At 66.6% G+C, this 24,768-nt stretch carries 22 protein-coding genes; 19 read left to right on the top strand and 3 right to left on the bottom strand.

Going from position 1 to position 24,768, the window contains the following annotated elements; all coding sequences use genetic code 11:
• The first annotated feature begins 24 nt into the window (after positions 1 to 24).
• The 7 genes from kdpB (at position 25) to ACWMMN_RS28195 (ending at position 8,009) form a co-directional block, all read left to right on the top strand.
• Positions 25 to 2,073, top strand: a complete 2,049-nt coding sequence (kdpB, locus tag ACWMMN_RS28225; RefSeq protein WP_486424103.1) for a potassium-transporting ATPase subunit KdpB — start codon at positions 25 to 27, stop codon at positions 2,071 to 2,073.
• 80 nt (positions 2,074 to 2,153) lie between these two features.
• Positions 2,154 to 3,839, top strand: a complete 1,686-nt coding sequence (locus ACWMMN_RS28220) for a DUF4118 domain-containing protein (protein ID WP_486423442.1) — start codon at positions 2,154 to 2,156, stop codon at positions 3,837 to 3,839.
• Positions 3,836 to 4,570 carry a response regulator gene (locus ACWMMN_RS28215; protein WP_059237440.1) on the top strand — a complete coding sequence of 245 codons (735 nt, stop codon included), beginning with the start codon at positions 3,836 to 3,838 and terminating at the stop codon, positions 4,568 to 4,570. The genes ACWMMN_RS28220 and ACWMMN_RS28215 overlap by 4 nt, the downstream gene beginning before the upstream one ends.
• A 290-nt stretch (positions 4,571 to 4,860) precedes the next feature.
• Positions 4,861 to 5,634, top strand: coding sequence for an ABC transporter substrate-binding protein (locus tag ACWMMN_RS28210; RefSeq protein WP_059237439.1), 774 nt, complete (start codon positions 4,861 to 4,863; stop codon positions 5,632 to 5,634).
• Positions 5,635 to 5,808: 174 nt separating this feature from the next.
• On the top strand, positions 5,809 to 6,498 hold the full coding sequence (locus ACWMMN_RS28205; RefSeq protein WP_059237438.1) for an ABC transporter permease: 690 nt from the start codon (positions 5,809 to 5,811) through the stop codon (positions 6,496 to 6,498).
• Complete coding sequence (locus ACWMMN_RS28200; protein WP_059237437.1) at positions 6,495 to 7,208, top strand: ABC transporter permease; 714 nt, start codon at positions 6,495 to 6,497, stop codon at positions 7,206 to 7,208. Before ACWMMN_RS28205 ends, ACWMMN_RS28200 begins: the two co-directional genes overlap by 4 nt.
• Before the next feature lie 33 nt (positions 7,209 to 7,241).
• Entirely contained in the window at positions 7,242 to 8,009 is a 768-nt protein-coding gene (locus ACWMMN_RS28195; RefSeq protein WP_174993080.1) for an ABC transporter ATP-binding protein, read from the top strand.
• 71 nt (positions 8,010 to 8,080) lie between these two features.
• Here ACWMMN_RS28195 and ACWMMN_RS28190 read toward each other — a convergent pair whose 3' ends face one another.
• Together ACWMMN_RS28190 and ACWMMN_RS28185 are read right to left on the bottom strand one after the other, a co-directional pair.
• The gene (locus tag ACWMMN_RS28190) at positions 8,081 to 10,402 is read right to left on the bottom strand and encodes a PA14 domain-containing protein (protein WP_256086660.1); all 2,322 of its coding nucleotides are present in this window, start codon (positions 10,400 to 10,402) and stop codon (positions 8,081 to 8,083) included.
• 392 nt (positions 10,403 to 10,794) lie between these two features.
• Positions 10,795 to 11,835, bottom strand: coding sequence for a LacI family DNA-binding transcriptional regulator (locus tag ACWMMN_RS28185; RefSeq protein ID WP_059237434.1), 1,041 nt, complete (start codon positions 11,833 to 11,835; stop codon positions 10,795 to 10,797).
• 317 nt (positions 11,836 to 12,152) lie between these two features.
• Between ACWMMN_RS28185 and ACWMMN_RS28180 the strand changes: the two genes are divergently transcribed.
• From ACWMMN_RS28180 to ACWMMN_RS28145, 8 genes are all read left to right on the top strand, one after another.
• Complete coding sequence (locus ACWMMN_RS28180; RefSeq protein WP_059237433.1) at positions 12,153 to 13,070, top strand: aldose 1-epimerase; 918 nt, start codon at positions 12,153 to 12,155, stop codon at positions 13,068 to 13,070.
• A 127-nt stretch (positions 13,071 to 13,197) separates the two neighbouring features.
• Positions 13,198 to 14,226, top strand: coding sequence for an ABC transporter substrate-binding protein (locus ACWMMN_RS28175; RefSeq protein WP_486423441.1), 1,029 nt, complete (start codon positions 13,198 to 13,200; stop codon positions 14,224 to 14,226).
• A 50-nt stretch (positions 14,227 to 14,276) separates the two neighbouring features.
• Positions 14,277 to 15,833: a sugar ABC transporter ATP-binding protein gene (locus ACWMMN_RS28170; protein WP_486423440.1), complete on the top strand. Its 1,557-nt coding sequence runs from the start codon at positions 14,277 to 14,279 to the stop codon at positions 15,831 to 15,833.
• A gap of 33 nt (positions 15,834 to 15,866) precedes the next feature.
• Positions 15,867 to 16,844 carry an ABC transporter permease gene (locus tag ACWMMN_RS28165; RefSeq protein WP_256086658.1) on the top strand — a complete coding sequence of 326 codons (978 nt, stop codon included), beginning with the start codon at positions 15,867 to 15,869 and terminating at the stop codon, positions 16,842 to 16,844.
• A 1-nt stretch (position 16,845) separates the two neighbouring features.
• Positions 16,846 to 17,841 carry an ABC transporter permease gene (locus tag ACWMMN_RS28160; RefSeq protein WP_486423439.1) on the top strand — a complete coding sequence of 332 codons (996 nt, stop codon included), beginning with the start codon at positions 16,846 to 16,848 and terminating at the stop codon, positions 17,839 to 17,841.
• Positions 17,842 to 17,920: 79 nt separating this feature from the next.
• Positions 17,921 to 18,355, top strand: coding sequence for a cupin domain-containing protein (locus tag ACWMMN_RS28155; protein ID WP_174993085.1), 435 nt, complete (start codon positions 17,921 to 17,923; stop codon positions 18,353 to 18,355).
• 295 nt (positions 18,356 to 18,650) lie between these two features.
• Positions 18,651 to 18,788 (top strand): HHHH-motif protein, encoded by a 138-nt coding sequence (locus tag ACWMMN_RS28150; RefSeq protein WP_174993086.1) that lies wholly within the window; start codon positions 18,651 to 18,653, stop codon positions 18,786 to 18,788.
• 62 nt (positions 18,789 to 18,850) lie between these two features.
• Positions 18,851 to 19,318 (top strand): DUF3761 domain-containing protein, encoded by a 468-nt coding sequence (locus ACWMMN_RS28145; protein WP_059237429.1) that lies wholly within the window; start codon positions 18,851 to 18,853, stop codon positions 19,316 to 19,318.
• Positions 19,319 to 19,426: 108 nt separating this feature from the next.
• Here the strand turns inward: ACWMMN_RS28145 and ACWMMN_RS28140 are convergent, their stop codons facing one another.
• Entirely contained in the window at positions 19,427 to 20,782 is a 1,356-nt protein-coding gene (locus ACWMMN_RS28140; RefSeq protein ID WP_486423438.1) for a polyhydroxyalkanoate depolymerase, read from the bottom strand.
• A 288-nt stretch (positions 20,783 to 21,070) separates the two neighbouring features.
• Here ACWMMN_RS28140 and ACWMMN_RS28135 point away from each other — a divergent pair, with 288 nt between their 5' ends.
• From ACWMMN_RS28135 to ACWMMN_RS28120, 4 genes are all read left to right on the top strand, one after another.
• Complete coding sequence (locus ACWMMN_RS28135) at positions 21,071 to 21,733, top strand: glutathione S-transferase family protein (protein ID WP_059237427.1); 663 nt, start codon at positions 21,071 to 21,073, stop codon at positions 21,731 to 21,733.
• A 236-nt stretch (positions 21,734 to 21,969) separates the two neighbouring features.
• Positions 21,970 to 23,220 (top strand): Crp/Fnr family transcriptional regulator, encoded by a 1,251-nt coding sequence (locus ACWMMN_RS28130; protein WP_059237426.1) that lies wholly within the window; start codon positions 21,970 to 21,972, stop codon positions 23,218 to 23,220.
• 13 nt (positions 23,221 to 23,233) lie between these two features.
• Positions 23,234 to 23,998, top strand: coding sequence for a flagellar motor protein (locus tag ACWMMN_RS28125; RefSeq protein ID WP_059237425.1), 765 nt, complete (start codon positions 23,234 to 23,236; stop codon positions 23,996 to 23,998).
• Between the two features lie 57 nt (positions 23,999 to 24,055).
• Positions 24,056 to 24,724 (top strand): OmpA/MotB family protein, encoded by a 669-nt coding sequence (locus tag ACWMMN_RS28120; RefSeq protein ID WP_174993088.1) that lies wholly within the window; start codon positions 24,056 to 24,058, stop codon positions 24,722 to 24,724.
• Positions 24,725 to 24,768 lie beyond the last annotated feature (44 nt).

The raw sequence follows: 24,768 nt of genomic DNA, 5'->3' as shown, positions 1-24,768 counted from the left end.
GAAACCCCGATCAACCCGGCGGCCATGCCGGTCGGCGCCGTGCCGCCGATGCGCTGGACGGCCGTGGTGCGCGAAGCGTTCCGCAAGCTCGCGCCGCAGGTGCAGTTGAAGAACCCGGTGATGTTCGTCGTCTATCTCGGCAGCATCGTCACGACCGTGCTGTGGCTGCAGGCGCTGACTGGCACCGCCGACGCGCCGGCCGGCTTCATCTTCGCGGTCGCGTGCTGGCTGTGGTTCACCGTGCTGTTCGCGAACGCGGCCGAGGCGCTGGCCGAAGGGCGCGGCAAGGCGCAGGCCGATGCGCTGCGCGCGGCGCGCAAGCGCGTGTACGCGAAGGTGCTCGACGAGCCGAAGCAATTCGGCAGCACGAGCCATCGCGTGCCGAGCGATGAGCTCGCGGCCGGCAGCATCGTGCTCGTCGAGGCGGGCGACACGATTCCGGCCGACGGCGAAGTGATCGACGGCGTTGCCTCGGTCGACGAGTCGGCGATTACCGGCGAATCCGCGCCGGTGATCCGCGAGTCGGGCGGCGATTTCTCGTCGGTGACGGGCGGCACGCGCGTGCTGTCCGACTGGATCATCGTGAAGATCACCGCGCAACCGGGCGAAGCGTTCCTCGACCGGATGATCGCGATGGTCGAAGGCGCGAAGCGCGGCAAGACGCCGAACGAAGTGGCGCTGACGATCCTGCTCGTCGCGCTGACGATCATCTTCCTGCTCGTGTGCGTGACGCTGCTGCCGTTCTCGCAGTTCAGCGTGCTGCTGAACGCATCGGGCTCGGCCGTGAGCCTGACCGTGCTGATCGCGCTGCTCGTGTGCCTGATCCCGACGACGATTGGCGCGCTGCTGTCGGCGATCGGCATCGCGGGGATGAGCCGCATGATGCGCGCGAACGTGCTCGCGACGTCGGGCCGTGCGATCGAGGCGGCCGGCGACGTCGACGTGCTGCTGCTCGACAAGACCGGTACGATCACGCTCGGCAACCGCGAGGCCGTGCAGTTCCGGCCGGCGCCGGGCGTGGACGAACGTGCGCTGGCCGAAGCCGCGCAGCTGTCGTCGCTCGCCGACGAGACGCCCGAGGGGCGCTCGATCGTCGCGCTCGCGAAGCAGCGCTTCTCGCTGGACGTGTCGGCGGCCGACGGCAGCATCGCGGTGCCGTTCAGCGCACGCACGCGGATGAGCGGCCTCGATATCGGCGAACGCCAGGTGCGCAAGGGCGCGGCGTCCGCGATCCGCGCGCATGTCGATGCGCTCGGCGGCGTGTTTCCGCAAACGGTCGAGACGGCCGTCAACGACATCGCACGGCGCGGCGGCACGCCGCTCGTCGTCGCCGACGGCTCCACGGTGCTCGGCGCGATCGAGCTGAAGGACATCGTCAAGCACGGGATCGGCGCGCGCTTCGCCGAGCTGCGCAAGGTCGGCGTGAAGACGGTGATGATCACCGGCGACAACCGCCTGACCGCGGCCGCGATCGCGGCGGAAGCCGGCGTCGACGACTACCTGGCCGAAGCGACGCCCGAAGACAAGCTGCGGCTGATCCGCGAGCACCAGGCGAAGGGCCATCTTGTCGCGATGACGGGCGACGGCACCAACGACGCGCCGGCGCTCGCGCAGGCCGATGTGGCCGTCGCGATGCACAGCGGCACGCAGGCGGCGAAGGAGGCGGCCAACATGGTCGACCTCGACAGCAACCCGACGAAGCTGATGCAGGTGGTCGAGGTCGGCAAGCAGATGATCATGACGCGGGGCGCGCTGACCACGTTCAGCGTCGCGAACGATCTCGCGAAGTATTTCGCGATCATCCCGGCCGCGTTCGTCGCGACGTATCCGGCGCTCGGCGCGTTGAACGTGATGGGCCTGCACAGCCCGACGTCGGCGATTCTGTCGGCGGTGATCTTCAACGCGCTGATCATCGTCGCGCTGATTCCGCTGGCGCTGAAAGGCGTGAAGTACCGCGCGGAGCCGGCCGAAAAGCTGCTGGGGCGCAACCTGCTGATCTACGGGGTGGGCGGGATCGTCGCACCGTTCATCGGCATCAAGCTGATCGACATGCTGCTGACGCCGTTTATCTGACCGAACGCGCCGTCGCGGCCCCGCTCACGCCTTCGCGGCGTGCGCGGGGCCGTTCGGCGTTTCAATTGCCGGAAGCGATCATGGATGTGAATGTGGACGTGAACGAAGCGAATCGACGGGCGAGGGCGCCGCTGGAAACCGGTGCGGGCCGCGATCGCTGGCGCAGCGTGCTGCGCGCATGCGCGGCGATGGCCGACCGCATCGCGGGCGCCGGGCCCGACACGCAGCCCGCGCTGGCGGTGCGCGAGGCGCATCCGCGCACGCATGTCTGGGTGTCGCAGTACGTGGTGCCGCTGCTGCTGGCCACGCTCGTCTGCGCGCTCGCGACGCTCGCGGCAAGCGCGCTGCTGCGCGTGTTCGACCTGTCGAACGTCGTGATGCTGTTCCTGATGACCGTCGTGCTGATCGCGCTGCGGCTCGGCCGGCTGGCCGGTGCATGGGCCGCGTTCGTCTGCGTCGGCTGCTTCGACTTCTTCTTCGTCGAGCCGCGGCTGTCGTTCGCGGTGTCCGATACGCAGTACGTGTTCACGTTCGCGCTGATGCTGGCCGTCGCGCTCGCGATCGGCCAGCTCGCGGCCCGCCTGCGCGCGGAGGCACGCGCCGCGCGGGCGAACGAGAAACGCTCGGCCGCACTCGCGCGCGTCGCGCACGATCTGTCGGCCGCGATCGAGACCGAGCAGATCGCATCGATCTGCACCGGCACGATCGCGCCGCTGCTCGGCGTCCGCGTCGCGCTCGTGCTGCCCGATGCGGACGATCGCCTGATGCCCGCGCAGCACGCACGGTTCGTCGAAGTGCCGACTGCACGCTGGGTCTTCGAGAACGCACGCGCTGCCGGTTGCGGGATGCCGCCGTTCGAACGCGCGGCCGCGCAATACCTGCCGCTGAAGGCGCCGATGCGCGTCCGCGGCGTGCTCGTGCTGTTCGGCGATGCGCAGCCGGTGCCGACCGACCCCGACGATCGCCGCCTGATCGATGCATTGTGCTCGTCGATCGCGATGGCACTGGAACGCGTGCACTACGTCGGCGTCGCGCAGCACACGCTGGTCCGGATCGAAGGCGAACGGTTGCGCAATGCGCTGCTGGCCGCCGTGTCGCACGACCTGAAGACGCCGCTCACCGCGATCCGCGGGCTCGCCGAGACGCTGGAGAAGCCGGAGCGTCTGGCGGAAGGGCAGCCGGCCGCGCTTGCGCACGGTATCCGCAACCAGGCCGAGGCGTTGCACGGGCTCGTCGTGAACCTGCTCGATCTCGCGCGCATGCAGAGCGAAGGCGTGCGGCTCAATCGCGAGTGGCACATGCTCGACGAGATCGTCGGCAGCGCGCTCGCGCATTCGGCCGGCGTGCTGGCCGGCCGCGACGTGAGCGCCGACTTGCCGGCCGACCTGCCGCTGATCGACGTCGACGCGCTGCTGATCGAGCGCGTGCTGATGAACCTGCTCGACAACGCGGCGAAATACGCGGGCGCGGAGGCGGCGGTGTCGGTGCGCGCACGCGTGTTCGGCGAAACGCTGTACGTGTTCGTCGAGGACGACGGGCCCGGTTTCATCGCGCGCAACACCGAGCCGCTGTTCGAACCGTTCGAGCGCGAACGCAAGGAATCGTCGATCAGCGGCGTGGGGCTCGGGCTCGCGCTGTGCCGCAGCATCGTCAACGCGCACGGCGGCTCGATCCGCGCGGTGCCGCTCGATCCGCACGGCGCGCGGTTCGAGATTCGTCTGCCGTTGGGCGCGCCGCCCGACATCGAACACGAGAGCCGGACATGATCAGATCGCGCGTACTTATCGTCGAAGACGAATCGGACATTCGCCGCTTCGTGCGGATGGCGCTGGAACAGGAAGGGCTCGACACCTGCGAGGCGTCGACGGCCCGCGAGGCGCGGATGTATGCGTCGAGCAGCAAGCCCGATCTCGTGATCGTCGATCTCGGGCTGCCGGACGACGACGGCAAGACCTTCATCCGTGAATTGCGCGAGTGGTCGACGGTGCCCGTGATCGTGCTGTCGGCGCGCCAGCAGGAGGTGGAGAAGGTCGCGGCGCTCGACGCGGGCGCTGACGATTACCTGCCCAAGCCGTTCGGCGTGCCCGAACTGCTCGCACGGGCGCGCGCGCAGCTGCGGCGCGCGGCGTTCGTGTCGGCCGACGGGCAATCGTCGTCGATCGTGCGGTTCGGCGACGTGACGGTCGATCTCGGCAAGCACGAAGTCGCTCGGAGCGGCGAGCCCGTCCACCTGACGCGCCTCGAATTCCGGCTGCTCGCGGCGCTGATCCGCGCGCGCGGCGGCGTGGTCGCGGCGCGGCAGCTGCTGGCCGAGGTCTGGGGCATTCACGACGCGGATCGCGCGCACTACGTGCGCGTGTACATGACGAACCTGCGGCAGAAGCTCGAACCGGTACCCGCGCGGCCGCGGCACCTGCTGACGGAGCTGCAGTTCGGGTACCGGCTGGTCGGTCTGGAAACGGTCGGGATGGCGGACGGGCCGCGCGGTGCGGCGTAGCCACGTCTAGACAAGTGAAAGCCGGCTCGTGGCGGTGCGAGTACGTATGGAGAAAGCTGTTGTTTAGCTTTTCGTAATTCGTAGTTAATTGAAATTAAAGGAAAAGCGCCGTTGGTGAAACAATCCGCCGACAACTAGTGATAAACACGGATTGCTGGCGTACCTCCTGAAAAGGCAAAGTTGTATGTACAACTTCGAGTGTCGCCGGAAGGGCGATCCCCGGGTTGGAAGGGTTCACGGCGGCGCCGCCCGACGGGATCCCTGCCCAGTTCGCCTTTGACAGGAACGCCATGAAGAAACTCGCGCTCAGTATTGCCCTTGCCTGCATCGCGGTCGGTGCCCACGCCAAGGATTGGTCGACGATCCGGTTCGGCGTCGACGCCAGCTACCCGCCGTTCGAATCGAAGGACGCAAGCGGCAAGGTCGTCGGCTTCGACGTCGATCTCGGCAACGAGATCTGCGCGCGCCTGAAGGCGAAATGCGTGTGGATCGAGAACGACTTCGACGGGATGATCCCGGCGCTGAAGGCGAAGAAGTTCGACGGCGTGCTGTCGTCGATGTCGATGACACCGGCGCGCGCCGAGCAGATCGCGTTCTCCGACAAGCTGTTCAATACGCCGACGCGCCTCGTCACGAAGAAGGGCGCGAACCTGCAGCCGACGGCCGATTCGCTGAAGGGCAAGTCGGTCGGCGTCGAGCAGGGTACGATCCAGGAAACTTACGCGAAGGCCTACTGGGCGCCGAAGGGCGTGCAGGTCGTGCCTTACCAGAACCAGGACGGCGTGTACCAGGACCTGATGTCGGGCCGCCTCGATGCGGCGCTGCAGGACGCGGTGCAGGCCGACATCGGCTTCCTGAAGACGCCGCGCGGCGCGAACTTCGAATTCGCCGGCAAGGACATCGACGATCCGAAGACGCTCGGCAACGGCGCCGGCATCGGCCTGCGCAAGGACGACGCCGACCTGAAGGCGAAGATCGACCATGCGATCGCCGACATCATCAAGGACGGCACGTACAAGAAGCTCGAGAAGAAGTACTTCGCGTTCGACGTCTACGGCGGCTGACCAAGCATGCGGCGCGCTCCGGCTGTGGCGCGCGCCGCGCCTGTCGTGGGTGCAACCCGCATCGCGTGACGTGTCCGACTTGATGAGCAGGGTGCATCAGGTTGTGCGCAGATATCGTTTGATGCGCGGCTAATGGCTATTGACAATCCAGCCACCTCGTTCTGGATCCCTCATATGATCTTCCAAGGATTTGGCCCGCTGCTGTGGGCCGGCACGGTCGAGACCGTGAAGCTCGCGGTGCTGTCGCTCGCCGCGTCGCTCGTGCTGGGCCTCATCGGCGCGAGCGCGAAACTGTCGACGAACCGCATGCTCAAGTCGATCGGCACCTTCTACACGACGCTGATCCGCGCGGTGCCGGACCTCGTGCTGATGCTGCTGCTGTTCTACGGGATCCAGATCCTGCTGAACAATTTCACCGACATGCTCGGCTGGGACCAGATCGACATCGATCCGTTCGTGGCGGGCGTCATCACGCTCGGCTTCATCTACGGCGCGTACTTCACCGAGACGTTCCGCGGCGCGTTCCTCGCGGTGCCGCGCGGCCAGCTCGAAGCTGGCTTCGCGTACGGGATGAGCGGCTGGCGCGTGTTCCGCCGCATCCTGTTCCCGCAAATGATGCGCTTCGCGCTGCCCGGCATCGGCAACAACTGGCAGGTGCTCGTGAAGGCCACCGCGCTCGTGTCGATCATCGGCCTCGCCGACGTCGTGAAGGCGTCGCAGGACGCAGGCAAGAGCACGCTCGATTTCTTCTTCTTCACGCTGGCTGCGGGCGCGATCTACCTCGCGATCACGACGGTGTCCAACGTCGTGCTGCATCACCTCGAGAAGCGTTATTCCGTCGGTGTCCGGAGGCTCGCACTGTGATCGAACTCGTCAGCCAGTACTGGCAAAGCTATCTCTATACCGACGGCTACCGCTTCAGCGGCCTCGCGATCACGCTGTGGCTGCTGGTCGTGTCGATCGCGCTCGGTTTCGCGCTCGCCGTGCCGCTCGCGATTGCGCGCGCGTCGTCGAACCGCTGGATCTCGGGCCCCGTCTGGCTCTATACGTACGTGTTCCGCGGCACGCCGCTCTACGTGCAACTGCTGATGTGCTACACGGGCATCTACAGCCTGCAGGTCGTGCACGATCACGTGCTGCTCGACACGTTCTTCCGCAACGCGATGAACTGCACGCTGCTCGCATTCGTGCTGAACGAGTGCGCATATGCGACGGAGATCTTCGCCGGTGCGATCAAGGCGACGTCGGCCGGCGAAATCGAAGCCGGGATGGCCTACGGGATGTCGCGCTTCAAGCTCTATACGCGCATCATCCTGCCGTCCGCGCTGCGCCGCTCGCTGCCGAGCTACAGCAACGAAGTGATCCTGATGCTGCATGCGACGACGCTCGCGTTCACCGCGACCGTGCCCGACATCCTGAAGGTCACGCGCGACGTCAATTCGGCGACGTACATGTCGTTCCAGGCCTACGGCATCGCCGCCGTGCTGTACGCCGCCGTCGTGTTCACGCTCATCTGGGCGTTCCGCAAGCTCGAGACGCGCTGGCTCGCGTACCTCTCGCCGCGCAGCCATTAACGCATCCGCAAGATTCGCAAGGAAGGACCCAGCATGTACAAGCTTACCGTTGACAACCTGCACAAGAAGTTCGGCGACAACGAGGTGTTGAAGGGCGTGTCGATGAAGGCGAAGGCCGGCGACGTGATCAGCATCATCGGCTCGAGCGGCTCCGGCAAGAGCACGTTCCTGCGCTGCATCAACTTCCTCGAGCAGCCGTGCTCGGGGCAGATCACGATCGGCAGCGAACCGATCCAGACCACGCGTGACCGCAACGGCGCGCTGCGCGTGGCCGACCAGAAGCAGCTGCAGCGGATGCGCACGAAGCTGTCGATGGTGTTCCAGCACTTCAACCTGTGGGCGCACATGACGGTGCTCGAGAACGTGATCGAGGCGCCGATGGCCGTGCTCGGGATCGGCAAGGATGAAGCGGTCGCACGCGCGCGCAAGTATCTGGAGAAGGTCGGCCTCGCGTCGCGCGTCGAAGGCATGTATCCGGCGCACCTGTCGGGCGGCCAGCAGCAGCGCGTCGCGATCGCGCGTGCGCTCGCGATGGAGCCGGAAGTGATGCTGTTCGACGAGCCGACGTCGGCACTCGATCCGGAACTGGTGGGCGAAGTGCTGAAGGTGATGCAGAAGCTGGCCGAGGAAGGCCGCACGATGGTCGTCGTCACGCACGAGATGGGCTTCGCGCGCAACGTGTCGAATCACGTGATCTTCCTGCATCAGGGCAAGATCGAGGAGGAAGGGAATCCGCAGGAGATTCTCGTGAATCCGAAGAGCGAACGGCTCGGGCAATTCCTGTCGGGGCGGTTGAAGTAACCACGCGTGCGGGTTTTGCGTCGACGCCCGTGATGCCGTTGCGGCTTCACGGGCGCTGATGCGAACAACGCCTACTGTTGCGCAAGCGCATCCGTCAAAGGCCGCTGCGCGACACGCACGAGATTGTCGCGGCCCGCACCCGGGCTCGACCATTGCAGGTGCATGCTGGCCGGCCCGCTCGCATGCACGTACTCCACGCGGATCGGCACGTTCCGCTTCTGCGCGAGGTGGATCCGGCCCTTCGCGGTCGCGAGCCCCGGCTGTTCCTTGTCGATCACTTTGCGGCCGTCGATCCACACGCGCGCGACGTTGTCGCTCGTCACGCTGAACGTGTAGTTGTCGGCTTTCGGAATATCGAGCGCGCCGGTCCAGCGGATCGCATAGTTCGTCGCATTCATCCCCTTCGACGCGTCAGGCGAATCGGTGCCGCGCTCGGTATTCAGGTCGAAATCCACCAGCGGCGTGATCGACGAGAACACCGGCGTCGTGAACGTCGTGTCGTTGTAGTACGTCGCGTTCAGCACGCGCAGCCGCGAGCTGAATGCGCTCGCGAGCGCCTGCACCTCGGCCGTGCTCCACGGGTGGCCGTCGGGGTAGAGCGTGCCCTGGAACGGCGTCGCCGGCTCGACGGTCGCCGGTGCGGACGCCGTCTGCCCCCAGTGGAAGCGCGTATTCGTGCGGCCGATCATCAGTTCCCACACGAGGAAGCCCGTCTTGCCGCCGTAGGTGGATGCAATGCCGGCCATCGTCTGGCCCGCCTGGCCGCCCGGCCAGCCGCGCTGCAGCGTTTCCGAATTCAGGCTGTCGAGCAGGCTCGGCGGCAGCGAATAGTCGGGCGTCGTCGCATTGAGCGCATACGGGTGGAAGGCATGGAAGTCGGAGAAGTAGTCGCCTTCCGGCTCCTGCACGTTCGGCGAATTGATCGGCTGCGTCGCGCCCGCGTTCAGGATCGCGATGCGCGCGTCGTTCATCATCAGCGCGCGCGTCGGCTGCAGCGTGCCGTTGCCGCTGCAGCCGGGCTCGTTCATCGGTTCCCAGTACAGGATGCGCGGATCGTTGCGGTGCGCGGACACGAAATCGGCGATGTAGTGCTGCAGATCCTGCTTGTACGTGGTCGGCGCGCCGGCCGCGACCGGTTGCAGGTACTGCTGCTCGACCGACTGCCCGGGCGATTGCACCCAGCGGCTGTTGTGCACGCCGAAGATTGGCGCAGGTTGCGGACCGTATGCGGGATCGACGTGCCAGCAGTCGTCGTAGAAGATCGGCGCAACCTTCAGCCCGTGGCGCGCGGCGATCCCGAGCAGGCTGTCGAACTTCGCGAGGAACGCGTCGCGATCGTTGACCCAGTTCAGGTAGTGCAGGTACACGGTGATCGTGTTCATCCCGTACGTCTGCGCGTAGTCGAGCTCGCGGTCGACGATCGCCGGATCGTAGTTCTGCCAGAAATCGATCGCGTTGACGGCATTCCACGGGTTGTACACCGCGCCGACCACACGCGAGAAATCGTAGGTCTTCGGTGCGACGTCCGGAAAGCGGCTGACGGTCACGTTGCTGAACGCGACGCTCGCACCGAAGCGGCGCAGCCCGAATGCACCCGCGCGCAGCGCGGTCGTCAGGCCGCTCGTTGCGTCGTTGATGCTGATCACCTGCGTGCCGTCGACATACACCTCGATTGCGTTGTTGCGCGTGACGACTTTCAGGTGATGCGTGCTGCCCGGCACGACCGCGGGCGCCGGATAGTCGATGAAATCGGTCCAGTTGTTCTGCTCGCGGCCGACCTGCACCACGTGGCGCACCGCATCGAGCCCGATGTAGTAGCCCGTCAGCGCGTCGGTGCCGACTGTCGGGTTCGTCACGTGCACGATGAAGCCCGCGTTCGCGGTATTGGCGCCCGGTGCCGGTGCGCCGATCGTGACGTCCGCTTCGTACGATGCGTGGCCGTACGCCGGATGCTGCGCGTTCGTGACGAGCTTCGCGCCGTCCGTGCTCGTGCCGTCGATCCGGATCGTGTTGGTGCCGCCGCTCGTCCAGGCCGGGCCGTACGTATCGAAATCGGCGAGCGTCAGCGTTTGCGTGTCGGTTGCCACGGGCGGTGCCGGCGGTGCGTAGGGCGGCACGCCGCGCGACGACACGCGTAGCGCGGGCGTCGGCCCGGGCAGGCCGAGCGTGACGAGCTGGTTCGGGAAATGCGACGGGCCGCCGTGCCCCATGTTCATGAAGTCGCTGGATGCAGCGGCGTTGGCGGCAGCGGCGCTGTCGCTCGATGCGGCATCGATGGACGCACGCGCGGCGAGTGCCGATGCGGACGGGGCGGACGAATCATCGCCGCCGCACGATGCAAGCAGCACGACGACCGCCAGCGCGGCGGGCTTGAGACGAGACGTGATAGTCATTCTGGACTCCGTATGAATGAGGAGAAGCGGACGACTGGTGACTCGATGCGGATGCAGCGGTGTCCGGACAGGATGCGTCGCGGAACGGTAGGCGTGTGGTGTGCGGACGGGCGGAGCGGGCAGCGCGGCGGGTTCGCGCGCATTCGCTTCCGGTCACCGTCTCGTCGTGTTGCTGTGTCGCGGCTCGGGGTTCTGCCCGATGCCGACGCAAGTATAGAAATGCTTTGAAATTATTACTAATAATTTGGTGATGGTGTTTACCCTGAAGCTGGCGGGGGCCAAGGGCAAGCGGGACGGGAAGGGCGGCGCGGTATGCGCGCGGCAAGGCGCGCGGGCGGCAAACGTGCCGCGCCTTGGGGTGTTCGGCGGGAAGGCGAAGGCCGGCGGGGTACTTACGCGCTGGCCGATTGCGCGGCCGTCTCGACGGTGCGCACCGATCCGCGCTCGACCAGCGGCCCGTCGAGCTTGATCGCGCGGCGGCGCACGGGCATCCCGACCGCGCGGTTCTGCTCTTCCTGCAGCAGGATCTCGACCGCCCAGCGGCCGAGCTCGTAGTTCGGCAGCACGATCGTCGACAGCGGCGGGTGCGTGTGCCGCGCGATTTCCTGGTCGTCGTAGCCGAGCACCGACACGTCGTCGGGCACGCGCATCCCGAGATGCTTGACGGCTTCGATCGCGCCGATCGCCATCAGGTCGTTCGCGCAGAAGATTGCGGTGGGCGGGTGCGGCTCGCGCAGCAGCGACAGCGTCTGCTCGAAGCCCGTATCGGAACCCCAGTCGCCGTCGCGCACGAGCTCCGGTGCGAACGGGATGTCGGCCGTCGCGAGCGCGGTGCGATAGCCCTTCAGGCGATCCTTCGCGGCGTCCTGCCACGGTTCGCCGTTCACGTAGCCAATGCGCCGGTGGCCCGCGCGCAGCAGGTATTCGGTGGCCGCATGCCCGCCCGCGACTTCGGCCGGCACGATCGACGACAGCCCGCTGTCCGTCGTATAGCAGTTGAGCAGCACGGCCGGCACGCGCAGCAGCTCGGCCGGCAGCGTGACCTTGCGCGTATAGACGGTCGCATAGACGACGCCGAGCAGGTTCGGCATCGCGAGCACCGCGTCGAGCACCTGGCGTTCGATGTCGACGTTGCCGTGCGTCGAGTACACGGCGAGCAGCTTGCCGTTCGCATAGGCCGCGTCGCGTGCGCCGTCGATGTTGACGACCGGGTGCGGGCTCGTCGAGATTTCGTCGGCGAGATAGACGATCAGGTCGCGTTCGCCGCTGTGCGTCATCGCCACTTCGCGCGGCAGGAAGCGGTAGCCGAGCTCGTGCGCGGTCTTCAGCACCTTCTCGCGCGTGGCATCGGAGAATTTGGTGCCCGCCGCGTTGTTCAGCACGAGGGAGACGGTGGATTGCGACACGCCGGCAAGCTTGGCGATGTCGGTCATCGTGGGGCGACGTTGAGTAGAGCGTTTCACGGTAGGAGCGTGGTCCGGCCTCGGCAGGATGATGGGCAAATAAAATCGGTAATGAACAGCGGGTCGGATCAATCTGCCCCGACGGTAACATCGGCCATTCGGGCCGGCAATCAAGCTTTACGCGTGCCTGGCCCGGAGTCCTCGATGCCCAGATAATAATATCAACAAATATTATTGACCACGTGTGCCGCGTCGTGCCATCCTTTGCCGCACATGCCCGCGGCCGGATGCTGCACGCCGGCGGCGGGATCGTCAGCTTCATCCCGGGATGATCGATGCCGATGGGAATGCCCCGCCACGCCGACCTGATCGAACTCGCCAGCGGCTCGACCCGCGTGTGCGTCGCGCCGCACACCGGCGGATCGATCGCCGCGTACTACGAAGCAGGGCCCGACGGCCCGCAGCACTGGTTCCGGCCGACCACCGGCGCGGCGCTCGCGAGCGGCGATCCGCTCCGTTTCGCGAGCTTCCCGCTGTTTCCGTATTGCAACCGCATCCGCGACGCGAAGTTCGAATTCGACGGCCGCACGATCGACCTGTCCGGCCCGGACGATACGTATCGTCATGCGCTGCACGGTCATGGCTGGCGGCGCCCGTGGGCGGTCGAACGGTGCGGCGAAGCGCAGGTCGATTTGCGCTTCGAGCATCGTCCCGAGCCCGGCCGCCCGGGCGACTGGCCATTCCATTACGAGGCGCGCCAATCGATCCGGCTCGACGGCGGCGTGCTGTCGATCACGCTGTTCGCGCGCAATCTCGGCGCATTGCCGATGCCGTTCGGCATGGGCCATCACCCGTATTACCTGCGCACGCCGCACACCGTCGTGAAAGCGCACGTCGACGCGATGTGGCACGCCGATGCGGACGTGCTGCCGGTTCGCGTCGGCGATCATCCGGCCGTCGGCGCGCTGCGAAACGGGATGCCGGCCGACGCATTCGATCTCGACAACAATTTCGTCGGCTGGTCGCGCGAAGCGGCGGTGATCTGGCCGGAGCGCGGCCGGCAGGTCGTGCTGCGGGCTGAGCGGCCATTCGACCAGCTCGTCGTGTATGCGCCGGCCGGCGCCGACGCGCTGTGCGTCGAACCCGTCACGAACACGACGGACAGCTTCAATGCAAAGGAATCCGCATCGCTCGTCGGCGGCTGCGTGCTGGCGCCGGGCGAGTCGCTGCAGGCGATGTTGCAATGGACGCCGGGCCCCGCCTGACGGGTTCGGCGGTACGGGATTATCCCGAGTCGGGCAGGCGATAATATCGAGTAATAATATTAATTCGTGACGCCGAAGCCAACCGTGTGTGCCACGGTGTGCGGGCCGATCACAATACCTGGAGACGATGATGCCGAGCCGTGCAAAGCTGCAACGTATCGTGGTGACGATGGGGGTGACGCTCGGATGCGTCGCGATCGCGCATGCGCAGGACAATGCGCAGAAGGTCGGGTCCAGCTCCGCGCAGACCTGCACGAATCCGAAGCCGGGCAGCATGAAGCTGACCGATCTCGTGGTCGGTTTCTCGCAGTCGGAGAACGAGCAGAACCCGTTCCGCGCGACCGAAACCGCGTCGGTGCGTGCCGCGGCGAAGGCGGCCGGCGTCAAGCGGCTGCTGTATACGAATGCGAACGCGAACCAGGCGAAGCAGGTCGCCGATATCGAAAGCATGATCAACCAGGGCGCGCAGGCGCTGATCGTCGCACCGAACGATTCGACCGGCCTGCAGCCCGCGCTGGCGCAAGCGCGCGCGAAGGGCATCCCGGTCGTCACGATCGACCGGCAGACGGCCGGCACGCCGTGCCAGGATTTCATCACGTTCCTCGGCTCCGATTTCTTCCGGCAAGGGCAGCGCGCCGCGCAGGCGCTCGCCGATGCGACCGGCGGCAAAGCGGCGATCGCCGAGATCCAGGGCGGCTACGGCAATACCGTCGAGAGCCAGCGTACCGATGGTTTCGCCGACGGCCTGAAGAAATTCCCGAACATGAAGATCGTCGCGTCGCAGACCGCGAACTGGTCGGCCACCGAAGCGCAGAAGGTGATGGAGCAGGTGCTGCTCGCGCATCCCGACGTGACCGCCGTCTACGCGCAGGCCGACACGATGGCGCTCGGCGCGATGACCGCGTTGCGCCAGGCCGGCAAGCAGCGCGGCGTGACGGTCGTGTCGATCGACGGCACGAAGGACTTCGTCACCGCGATCGCGAACGGCTCGGCCGCGGCGAGCGTCGAGACCAATCCGCGCTTCGGCCCGCTCGCGTTCAAGTCGCTCGAGGCGTGGTTCGCCGGCAAGCCGGTCGCGCAGAAGCAGATCATGGACGACGCGCTGTACGACAAGGCGAACGCCAAGCATTCGCTCGAAGCGAACCTCGTCTACTGACCGGCTGGCAACCGCTCGGCAACCGCTCACACGCGAACGCGAGGCGCGCGATGGATGCAACGCTTCCCGCCGGACCCGGCGCAGACGATGGCGCCGGCGGCAAACCCGTCGTGCTCGAGACGCACGGCGTCGGCAAGACGTTCGGCGTCGTGCGTGCGCTCAATGGTGTGTCGCTGACGTTGCGCGCGGGCGAGGTGCACGGGCTGATGGGCGAGAACGGTGCCGGCAAGTCGACGCTGATCAAGATCCTCACCGGCTTTCATCAGCCCGATGCGGGCGCGATTCGCGTCGATGGCGCGCCCGTGTCGTTCGACAGCCCGCGTGCCGCGCAGCGCGCGGGCATCTGCGCGGTCTACCAGGAAATCAACCTGATCCCCGAACGCAGCGTGGCCGAGAACATCTTTCTCGGTCACGAGCCGCGCCGTTTCGGCCCGTGGATCGACCGCCGCGCGATGCTGGCGCGCACGCGCGAAATCGTCGAGCGCTACGGGCTCGACGTCGATCCGGCCGACAAGGTCGGTTCGCTCGGGCTCGGCCAGCAGCAGATGGTGTCGATCGCGCGCGGCGTGTCGCTCGGCGCGCGCGTGCTGATTCTCGACGAGCCGACTTCGGCGCTGAGCGGTGCGGAAGTGGAAGTGCTGTTCGGTGTCGTCGATCAGTTGCGTGCAACCGGCATCGCGATCGTGCTCGTGAGCCATCGTCTGTCCGAGTGCTACCGGATGTGCGACCGGCTCACCGTGCTGCGCGACGGCGCGGTGGTGCGCAGCGATACACCCGGGCGGCTGCCGCGCATGGCGCTGATTTCGGCGATGCTCGGCCGCGAGGTCGGTGCGCACGGCCCGCGTGAACAGGCGGAAGCCGCCGCCGCCGATCCGACGCAGGAGCCGGCGCTCGCCGTCGATCAGTTGCGCTGGGGCACGCGCCTGCGCGACGTGTCGTTCCGTGTCGCGCCGAAGGAAATCGTCGGGCTCGCGGGCTTGCTCGGCGCGGGCCGCACCGAAACGTTCAAGGCCGTGTTCGGCGCGCAACCGCCGGATGGCGGCGCGGTGCGCGTCGGTGGCCAGGCGCTGAACGGCGCGGACCCGGCGCGTGCGATTCGCGCGGGGCTCGCGTTCCTGTCCGAGGATCGCCGCTCGGAAGGCATTTTTTCGAAGCTGTCGGTGCGCGAGAACATCGTCGTGTGCGTGCTGCCGCGCATCGCGCGCTTCGGCTTCATCTCCGTGCGCAAGCAGGAGGCGCTCGTCGAGCGCTACATCCGCGAGCTGGGCATCAAGACGTCGCATGCAGACGCGCCGATCTCGACGCTGTCCGGCGGCAACCAGCAGAAGGCGCTGATCGCGCGCTGCCTGTCGACCGAGCCGTCGGTGCTGCTGCTCGACGATCCGACGCGCGGCATCGACGTCGGCGCGAAGGCGGAAGTGCACGATCTCGTCAAACGGCTTGCCGATGAAGGGCTCGCCGTCGTCGCGACGTCGTCGGAGATGGAAGAACTGCTCGAGCTGGCCGACCGGCTCGTGATCCTGCATGAAGGCGCGACGAGCGGCGAGCTGTCGACACGCGGCGCGAGCCCCGACGACGTGACCGCGTTGCTCGCGAACCAGGCGTAGTACGCCGGATATCGACCTGAGGATGAGGAAAGCGTGAACCTTGCCAACCTGATGAGCGAACCGGACCAGGCACGCCGCACGTCGCGCCGCTCGCTGTTCGCGCAGGCGCGTGATCACAGCGTGTATCTCGCGTTCGTCGCGCTCGCGGTTTTCAACCTGATCGTGACGCCGGGATTCTCGAATCCGCTTGCCGCACGCAGTTTGCTGTTCCAGGCCGCGCCGATCGTGCTGATCGCGCTTGGGCAGAACCTCGCGATCGCGACGCGCGGGATCGACTTGTCGGTGGGCTCGGTGATGGCGCTGTCGAGCGCGATCATCGCCGTGTGTCTGCCGTATGGAACGGGCGCAGCGTTTGCGGCGGCGATCGCAATCGGGCTCGCGGTCGGTTTCTTCAACGGCGGGCTCGTCGCGCGGCTCGGCATCGATCCGCTGATTTCCGGGCTAGCGTTGCTGGTTGCCGCGCGGGGGCTTGCACAGGCGTTGCTCGGTGGTTCGCGCGTGAGCCTGCCGCCTTCCGATGCGTTCGATTTCATCGGCATCGGCACGTTTCTCGGGCTGCCGGTCGTGATGCTGATCGCGCTGGTGTGCGCGGCCATCGTGTTCTTCGTCGTGCGCAACACGACGTTCGGCTGCTACACGATCCTCGTCGGCGCGAGCCGCGATGCCGCGCATCTTGCCGGGGTGCCGGTGCGCCGCACGCTGCTCGCGGTTTATGCGGCGAGCGGGGCGCTGGCCGGGCTCGCCGGCCTGTTCGCGACCGCGCGGCTCGGGGCGGGCGATCCGAACTATGTCGGCGTGAATTTCGAACTCGACGCGATTGCCGCATCGGTGATCGGCGGCACGCCGCTGTCCGGCGGGCGCGTGTCGATCGTCGGCACCGTGTTCGGCGTGCTGCTGCTGCAACTGCTCGATGCCAGCTTCATCATGAACAACATCAGCTACACGTATGCACAGATCCTGAAGGCCGCGTTCATCCTCGGCGCGTTGTACCTGCAGCGCTCGGGAGCCTGACATGTCGACCGCGCCGATTTCCACGCACACCGCGCAGGACGCAGGCCGCGCGCGACGCGCGCAGATCGTTCGTCTCGTGCAGGCGCGCGGTGCGATCGCGATTCTCGTACTCGTGTGCCTGATCGCCGGCCGCGTGTTCCCGCATTTCCTGAGCGCGCCGAACCTGCTCGACATCGTCGCGGCCGCCGCGTTCGTTGCGCTGATCACGATCGGCCAGAGCTTCGTGATCATCCTCGGCGGGTTCGACCTGTCGGTCGGCTCGCTCGTCGGGCTCGGCACCGTGATTGCCGCGTATGCCGCGCCGTATGGATGGGGCGCCGCGCTGGCCGCGCCCGTGTGCGTCGGGCTGATCGTCGGGCTCATGAACGGCTGGCTGATCGCGCGGGCGCGGATGGCGCCGTTCATCGTCACGCTCGCCGCGCTGCTCGGGTTGAAAGGGCTGTCGCTCGTGCTCGCGAGCCAGGACATGCTGATCGCGAACCCCGGATTGTTCGCGACGATCGCGAACGGCTCGCTGTTCGGGATCGGCAATCTCGTGTGGATCGTGCTCGTCGCGTATCTCGTCGCAGCGTTCGTGCTGAATCACACGCGCTACGGCGCGGGCGTGTTCGCGATCGGCGGCAACGAGGAAGCGGCGCGGATGCTCGGCGTGAACGTCGAAGGGTTCAAGGTCGTCACGTACGGATTGAGCGGGGCGCTCGCGGGGCTCGCCGGCGCGCTGCTCGCGTCGCGGCTCGATTCGGGGCTGCCGGGCGCCGGCAACAGCTACGAGCTGCAGTCGATCGCGGCGGCGGTGATCGGCGGCGTGCTGCTGACGGGCGGCGTCGGCACGCTGTTCGGCCCGCTCGCGGGCGTGCTGCTGCTCGGCGTGATCGAGAACGTGATCAACCAGGTCGGCACGTTGAGCCCGTACTACCAGAACCTCGCGAGCGGCGCGTTCCTGCTGCTCGCGGTGATCGCGCAGACGCTGCTGACCGGCAAGCAGCGCAAGCGGTGACGCGCACGGTGTCGTACGCTCGCAAACTGGAACGCTAAATGCTTGTCACGCGTGATCCTTTCGATGAAGGAGCACGACGATGAGCACACCGATTTCCACCGCGTTTTCCCACGTCAGGCCGCAGGACACCGCGTATCGCGGCGAAGGCCTGCGCGACTTCTTCCTGTATCGCGATCTCGGCATCGCGGCCGCGACGCACGGCAAAGTCGTCGCGCAACTCGTCAGGGCCAATCATGCACCGGTGGCGGGCACCGGCTGGCACCGTCACGAGGCCGAGTTCCATATCGTGATCATGCTGAAGGGCTGGGCGCGCTTCATGTACGGCGAGCAGGAGACGCTGGTGGCTGCCGGCGACTGCGTGCACCAGGCGCCGGGGATCGTCCACTACCTGTTCGACTACTCGCCGGACATGGAGTACCTGGAGATCGTCGGGCCGGCCGATTTCAAGTCGATCGACGTCGACGGGCCGTGCGCGGTGCCGCCGCCGACGCCGTGGGGCGAGGCGGGGGCTTAGCCTTCACGCGTTCCCGTGCACGCAATCGACAAACCGCCTGCGGGCGGTTTTTTGTTGGTCTGCCGAGGCTTGCGATCCGCGTCCCTCGCTCCGACGCGATGCTTCGAATTCCGAAGGGTCGAGAAGCTGAAGATCCGGAAAGAAAAGAAAGACATTCGTCAGCTTCGACCGTCGATTGACGGTGCGATGTCAAAGATCGTCAATTGCGCGTCGGTACGGTGCACGGCCTGTCGGCGCCAGGCGTTAAGGAGGTACCAGCCGGATCGCCGGTTGACCTATCCGGGAGAGTTTCACCATGAACCGCATCGCGAAGATCCTGACGGCAACTGCACTGGCTTGTGTCGTGCTCGTGCCGGCACTGGCCGAAGCGCATTCGCACCGCGTGTGCCACTTCGATCATCACCACCATCGTGTGTGCCGCTGGGTGCGGTAACCGAGGCTTTTCCCGGGGATGACCCGGACGCTTTCATCATTCAGGCAAATCAGGAGAGGATCATGAACAAGACGATGTTGATCGCCGCGCTGGTCGCCGGCATGGGTATGTCGATCGGTGCGTTCGCGCAGGTTCCGGCCAGCGCGCCGGCCGGCACGACCGGTCTGTGCAAGGACGGCTCGTTCTACTCGGGCGCGTCGAAGAAGGGCGCGTGTGCAGGCCACAAGGGGGTGAAGACGTGGTACGGCGCGTCGGCTGCAGCCGCGGCGAGCGCACCGGCCGCAGCACCGGCTACGGCGGCTTCGGCTGCGCCGGCATCGGGCACCGCTCCCGCGAAGAGCGCCGCCGCGACGACGGCAGCCGCAGCGCCGGGCGGCGGCCCGGGCAAGGTGTGGGCGAACGACAGCACGAAGGTCTATCACTGCTCGACCGACAAGTACTACGGCAAGACGAAGCACGGCAGCTACATGTCGGAAGCCGACGCGAAGGCGAAGGGCTACCACGCGTCGCACGGCAAGGCTTGCTCGTAACGCGCAGGGCCGGCGCGCGCGAGCATTCGCTCGCGTGTCGCCCGAACGCAGCGGCAACCGTCGCCCCGCCTCTTCGGCGGGGCGATTTATTTGCAACGCTGCGCACGCTCAGTGCGCGTGATGCGATCGCGTGTCAGTCGCCGCATCGCTTCCGGTTGCGCGCGCATCGAGCAGGGCGCGCAGCGTCACGTAGTGGGTGCCGCTCGTGCCGCCTTCCGCATTCGCGGTGCGATCGTACGGCTCGTTGTCATGGATCGTCGCCCGCACGATCGGATAGATCTGCGTTTCCCACCGGCTGCCGTTGAACACGCCGTAGTGCCCCACACCCGTCTGTACGTGGTGCGTCTTCAGATACGGCGGTAACCCCGAACACAGTTCCTGCGCGGCCACTGTCTGGCCTACCGCGCAGATATCGTCTTTTTCGCCTTCGATCGTCAACAGCGCAGTGCGATGAATCGCCGCCGGCTCGACGAGCCTGTCGCCGACCGTCAGCTCGCCGCGCGCGAGCGCGTATTGCTGAAACACCTTCTCGACCGTTTCCAGGTAGAACTCCGCGGTGAGGTCGGCCGTCGCGAAGTATTCGTCGTAGAAGTGCCGCAATGTGTCGGCCTTCGTGGGATCGCCTTTCGCGCGCTCGTAATACAGATCGGCGAACGACGCCGCGTGCCGGTCCGGATTCATCGACATGAACGCGCCGACCTGCACGAAGCCCGGATACACACATCGCTGCGCGCCGACGAAACCCGCCGGCACGACGCTGATCAGGTGATGCGCGAACCATTCGATCGGCTGGCTCGTCGCGAGCGCGTTGACCTTCGTCGGATTCACGCGGCAGTCGATCGGGCCGGCCATCAGCGTCAGGCTCGCGGGCTGAGCCGGATCGCCGCCGGCCGCCATCAGCGCGACCGCCGCGAGCGCGGCGACGGTCGGCTGACAGATCGCGAGCACGTGCGCGTCGGGGCCGATCTGGCGGATGAAGTCGATCACGTGCGCAACGTATTCGTCGAAGCCGAAGCGTCCGGCCGTCAGCGGAATGTCGCGCGGGTTGTGCCAGTCGGTGATGTACACGTCGTGGTCGGCCAGCATCGTGTGCACGGTGCCGCGCAGCAGCGTCGCGAAGTGCCCCGACATCGGCGCGACGATCAGCACGCGCGGCTGGCGCACGACCGGCCGAGCCTTGCGGAAATGCAGCAGCGTAGCGAACGGCGTGGCCGCTGCCGCTTCCTCGACGATCGGCACCGTGTCGCCGTCGACGACGATCGATTCGATCCCGAACGGCGGACGCCGATGCGAGAACGCGCAGCATTCGAGCAGTTCGCACAGCGCGTCGAGCATGCGGCCGGTCGGCGTCGACGTGGCGGGCGGCCACAGCGACATCGTCGCGCGCGTGGCGGCCGCCCACGCACGCGCCGGGCGCAGGCATTCGGCAGACCATTGATAAAACGGATAGGCAAGCAGAGTCATGACCGTCGCTCGTTGCGCCGCGTTGCAAGGAACGAGGCAAGCCGTGTGCCAGCGTGCGGCTGGCACGCGCGTTGCACGCGGTTCGGGAGCGCGGCGCGCGGGCGGCACGTGACGACGGATGGACGCAGGCGACGCGTTGCCGCGCCGGTCTCGCGTGCGATGCGTGCCGCGCCAATGTGCGGCGCTGCGCCAGTTCGGCGAATGCGCCGCACCGGCATGGTGCGGGTAGCGGCGTGACGCGTCCGTTATCGGTGCAGGGGTACGAACGGCAATCAGCAGGGGAGCGACATGGAATCCACCGGACAGACGACGCTGACCATCAGCAGCCGCAATTACTCGTCGTGGTCGATGCGCGGCTGGCTGCTCGCGAAACTGAGCGGGCTCGCGTTCGAGACGGTCAGCGTGCCGATCGATGCCGCGTCGCGAGCGGAATTGCTGCTGCTGTCGCCGTCGATCCTCGTGCCGTGCCTGACCCACGACGGCAGCACGGTGTGGGATACGCTCGCGATCGCCGAATACCTGAACGAGATCCGGCCGCAGGCGCGGCTGCTGCCCGACGACCGGCACGCGCGTGCGCATTGCCGGTCGATCTGCGGCGAGATGCATTCCGGGTTCAGCGCGTTGCGATCGGCGCTGCCGATGAACCTGCGCGCGCATTTCCCCGGCTTCCGGATCTGGTCGCGCGCGCAGCACGACATCCAGCGGATCGTCACGATCTGGCGCGAGTGCCTGGCCGCATACGGCGGGCCCTGGTTGTTCGGCGCGGAGATCGGCATTGCCGATGCGATGTACGCGCCGGTCGTCACGCGCTTCCTGACGTACGACGTGAAGCTCGAACCGGACGTCGCGGAGTACTGCATGCGCGTGCTCGCGCATCCGTTCGTCGCGGAGTGGATCGAGGCGGCGAAGGCCGAGCATGAAGACATCGACGAACTCGACATGGAGTTCTGACGCGTGCGATCGCGGCACGCTTTCAATTTCACTACAGGTGCACGGGACGAAACGAACGTTCGATGCGCTCGCGCAACCCGCAAACGTTTTACCTTGATTTCGGTTCGAACCGAGCATGAATTCCCTAAAGGATGTTGAGCCCGATGACGTAAACGAGTCACGGGGATGACTCGCGATCGCATGCTTTCGATGTGCGACGCGCAGTCCGCAATAACCAGCGCAGCAGGGGAATCGACTTGAATCGTCAGCAATCGTGGACGCGTACGGCGGCGCCCGGGGAAATCATTTATTCCGAGGGCTTCGCCGGCGAGCCCGTCATCTTTCTGATTACCGACGGCAAGGTCGAGCTGTCCACGCGATGCGACGACAAGCGCGTGATCGTCGCGACGCTCGGCCGCGGCGAGTTCTTCGGTGAATCCGCGCTGCTTGCCGCCGAGCCGCGCGCACATACCGCGAAGGCGCTTTCATTCTGTCAGCTCACGGTCGTGCCGGCCGGAATGCTCGACGAGGAAATCGAGCGCGTGTCCGCGCTGCTGCGCCACATCGTGCGGACGATGATTCGGCGCGTGAAGCGCAAGGACGACCAGCTTGCCACCTATACGCACGCGGACTTCATGCCGGGCGTGCTGTCGTACGCGCATGTGCTGTCGCTGATGGCGGGTGCCGACGCGCGCGAAGCGGGCGATGCCTGGGCGCGGCGACCGATGCAGGCGCATGCGGCCGAGACGTCGGTGCCGCTTGCCGAAGTGATCCGCAAATGCCGCGCGATTGCCGGCCATTCGCGACCGCACGTGCTCGCGATGCTGCGACGCATGGAGAAGCTCAATCTCGTCACGATCGAAGCCGCGCAGGCCGACCTCGCCGGCGGCGCAGCCGACTATGCGGCTTCGTCGGATGCGCGCCAGGTCGTCACCTTCGATGCGGCGCGCGTAATCGATCGCGCGCAGCAGGTCGCCGATCACGATCTCGACCTGTCGATCAACAGCGAACTCGAACTCATCGAACTCGCCGATCTCGAATCGCTGATCGGTGTCGAAAAGACGCTGCTGCTCAACAAGCTGTCGAACGGCGAGATTGCCGACGAAGTGTTCGCGTTCCGCAAATCGAAGGTGCTCAGCTACGTCGAGCAAAAGGGCGTTGCGTACTTTTCGCGGCGCAACGGGCGTCGCGGCGGCGACGTGCGCGCGCTGGAAGATCTCGTGTGGGTCGACCAGCGCACGCTGTTCGACGTGATCAGTGCGTTCGATACGTACGACCTGGCGAAGCTGATCGCGAATCTCGACGATCGCGCGGTGGCCGACAAGCTGTTTTCCGTGATGACCGAGGCGCGCCGCAACGAGGTGTCGTGGGTGATGCGTCGCGAACTCAAGCTCGATCCGGTCGAAGTCGAGGAGATCGAGCAGCGCGTGCTGGATGCCGTGCGTGCGGCGAAGGCGCCTGCTGCGGGCGTGGCGCCGGTGGCGTCGACATCGGCATCGGATGCGTGAGACGGAGGCGCGTATGGATCTGTTGACCCTGGCCGGTGTGGTGCTCGGCGGCGCGGCGATCGTGTTCGGTTTCGCGCTGGAAGGCGGGCATTTCTCGATGCTGTTCCAGTTCGAGGCGCTCGTGATCGTGCTCGGCGGCACGCTCGGCGCGGTGATGATCCAGAACACGTGGGCACGCTTCTTCGACGCGGTGAAGCAACTGCGGCTCGCGTTCGTGCGCGCACGCGAGGTCGATCGCAAGAACCTGTCCGACCTGCTCGAATGGGGCGATCGCGCGAAAGTCGACGGGCTGCTTGCGTTCGAATCGATGGACGTGAGCGGGATTCATCCGTTCGCGCGCCGCGGGCTCGAACTGCTGGCGAACGGCGTGTCGACTGCCGTGCTCGAGGATGCGTTGCAGCGCGAACTCGATGCGTACGAGCGCAGCCGCCTCGCGGCCGTGCGCGTGTGGCAGCAGGCCGGCGGCTATGCGCCGACGTTCGGCATTCTCGGCTCGGTGCTCGGGCTCGTGCAGGTGACGAGCCATATTCTCGAACCGGCGCAGCTCGGGCCGGGCATCGCGGTTGCGTTCGTCGCGACGCTGTACGGCCTCGCATTTGCGAACCTCGTGTTCCTGCCGCTGTACGGCAAGCTGCGCGCGCAGATCGACAGCGAGATGCGATTCCGCAAGCTGTATCTCGACGGCTTGCTCGCGATTTCGCGCAAGGAGTCGCCGCATACGATCGAAACGCGATTGACCGGCGATGTGCGCGGACGTGCGGCGGAATCGCTGGCTTGATGCGCGTGTGCTTGTTCAGGTGCCAGCGCCGTATGACGAACCGGGATGCTCGACCGTATGACAGCTCGAACTGACGGCGCATCCGCTGCCGATCGCGACGATGACGAACTCGAAGGCGCGCAGTCCGGGCGCTGGCTGATTTCGTACGCGGATCTCATCACGACGCTGATGGTGCTGTTTCTCGCGCTGTATGTGCTGCAGCTCGCGAAATACAACGCACTCGATGCGCGGTACCAGACGCTTGCACGGCAGGCTGGTGGTGCTGCGAGCGCTGCCGATTCGGTAACGCCCGGCCATGCGCCGCCGTGGCTCGCACTGCTCGATTCGTTGAAGTCGAATGGCCGGATTTCGTTGGTGAAGGCGCCGCACGGCGTCGAGATCGGGATCGATGCGAAGATCCTGTTCAATGTCGGCGATGCGCGCTTGCTGCCCGATTCGTCGCCGGTGCTGAACCAGATTGCGCAGGCGCTGAGCGATCATGCGACCGGCGACATCCTCGTCGAAGGCCACACGGACAGCGTACCGATCGCGAACGCGAAATACGAATCGAACTGGGAGCTGTCGTCGGCGCGAGCGGGGAGTGTCGTGCGCTACCTGACCGAGCGCGGAGTTGCACCACATCGGCTGGCGGCGATCGGCCGGGCCGATACGCAGCCGCTCGTCGCGGGTGACGATGCGGCTTCAAGAGCCCGAAACCGGCGTGTCACGATCTTCGTTGCGTACTGACCGGATTGCTCGCGTTCGTCCAAGAATAGAACCTGAGGGATTGT

This window comes from Burkholderia cepacia complex sp. TUM26381, assembly GCF_057439935.1.
Note: the sequence above shows the minus strand (reverse complement) of the source record. Positions and strands in the feature narration are given on the sequence as shown.

Excerpts from the sequence above, each read along its gene's own strand:
- kdpB (WP_486424103.1), top strand. The coding sequence starts at position 25 with ATGCCGGTCGGCGCCGTGCCGCCGATGCGCTGGACGGCCGTGGTGCGC.
- ACWMMN_RS28220 (WP_486423442.1), top strand. The coding sequence starts at position 2,154 with ATGGATGTGAATGTGGACGTGAACGAAGCGAATCGACGGGCGAGGGCG.
- ACWMMN_RS28215 (WP_059237440.1), top strand. The coding sequence starts at position 3,836 with ATGATCAGATCGCGCGTACTTATCGTCGAAGACGAATCGGACATTCGC.
- ACWMMN_RS28210 (WP_059237439.1), top strand. The coding sequence starts at position 4,861 with ATGAAGAAACTCGCGCTCAGTATTGCCCTTGCCTGCATCGCGGTCGGT.
- ACWMMN_RS28205 (WP_059237438.1), top strand. The coding sequence starts at position 5,809 with ATGATCTTCCAAGGATTTGGCCCGCTGCTGTGGGCCGGCACGGTCGAG.
- ACWMMN_RS28195 (WP_174993080.1), top strand. The coding sequence starts at position 7,242 with ATGTACAAGCTTACCGTTGACAACCTGCACAAGAAGTTCGGCGACAAC.
- ACWMMN_RS28190 (WP_256086660.1), bottom strand. The coding sequence starts at position 10,402 with ATGACTATCACGTCTCGTCTCAAGCCCGCCGCGCTGGCGGTCGTCGTG.
- ACWMMN_RS28185 (WP_059237434.1), bottom strand. The coding sequence starts at position 11,835 with ATGACCGACATCGCCAAGCTTGCCGGCGTGTCGCAATCCACCGTCTCC.
- ACWMMN_RS28180 (WP_059237433.1), top strand. The coding sequence starts at position 12,153 with ATGCCCCGCCACGCCGACCTGATCGAACTCGCCAGCGGCTCGACCCGC.
- ACWMMN_RS28175 (WP_486423441.1), top strand. The coding sequence starts at position 13,198 with ATGATGCCGAGCCGTGCAAAGCTGCAACGTATCGTGGTGACGATGGGG.
- ACWMMN_RS28170 (WP_486423440.1), top strand. The coding sequence starts at position 14,277 with ATGGATGCAACGCTTCCCGCCGGACCCGGCGCAGACGATGGCGCCGGC.
- ACWMMN_RS28160 (WP_486423439.1), top strand. The coding sequence starts at position 16,846 with ATGTCGACCGCGCCGATTTCCACGCACACCGCGCAGGACGCAGGCCGC.
- ACWMMN_RS28155 (WP_174993085.1), top strand. The coding sequence starts at position 17,921 with ATGAGCACACCGATTTCCACCGCGTTTTCCCACGTCAGGCCGCAGGAC.
- ACWMMN_RS28150 (WP_174993086.1), top strand. The coding sequence starts at position 18,651 with ATGAACCGCATCGCGAAGATCCTGACGGCAACTGCACTGGCTTGTGTC.
- ACWMMN_RS28145 (WP_059237429.1), top strand. The coding sequence starts at position 18,851 with ATGAACAAGACGATGTTGATCGCCGCGCTGGTCGCCGGCATGGGTATG.
- ACWMMN_RS28140 (WP_486423438.1), bottom strand. The coding sequence starts at position 20,782 with ATGACTCTGCTTGCCTATCCGTTTTATCAATGGTCTGCCGAATGCCTG.
- ACWMMN_RS28135 (WP_059237427.1), top strand. The coding sequence starts at position 21,071 with ATGGAATCCACCGGACAGACGACGCTGACCATCAGCAGCCGCAATTAC.
- ACWMMN_RS28125 (WP_059237425.1), top strand. The coding sequence starts at position 23,234 with ATGGATCTGTTGACCCTGGCCGGTGTGGTGCTCGGCGGCGCGGCGATC.
- ACWMMN_RS28120 (WP_174993088.1), top strand. The coding sequence starts at position 24,056 with ATGACAGCTCGAACTGACGGCGCATCCGCTGCCGATCGCGACGATGAC.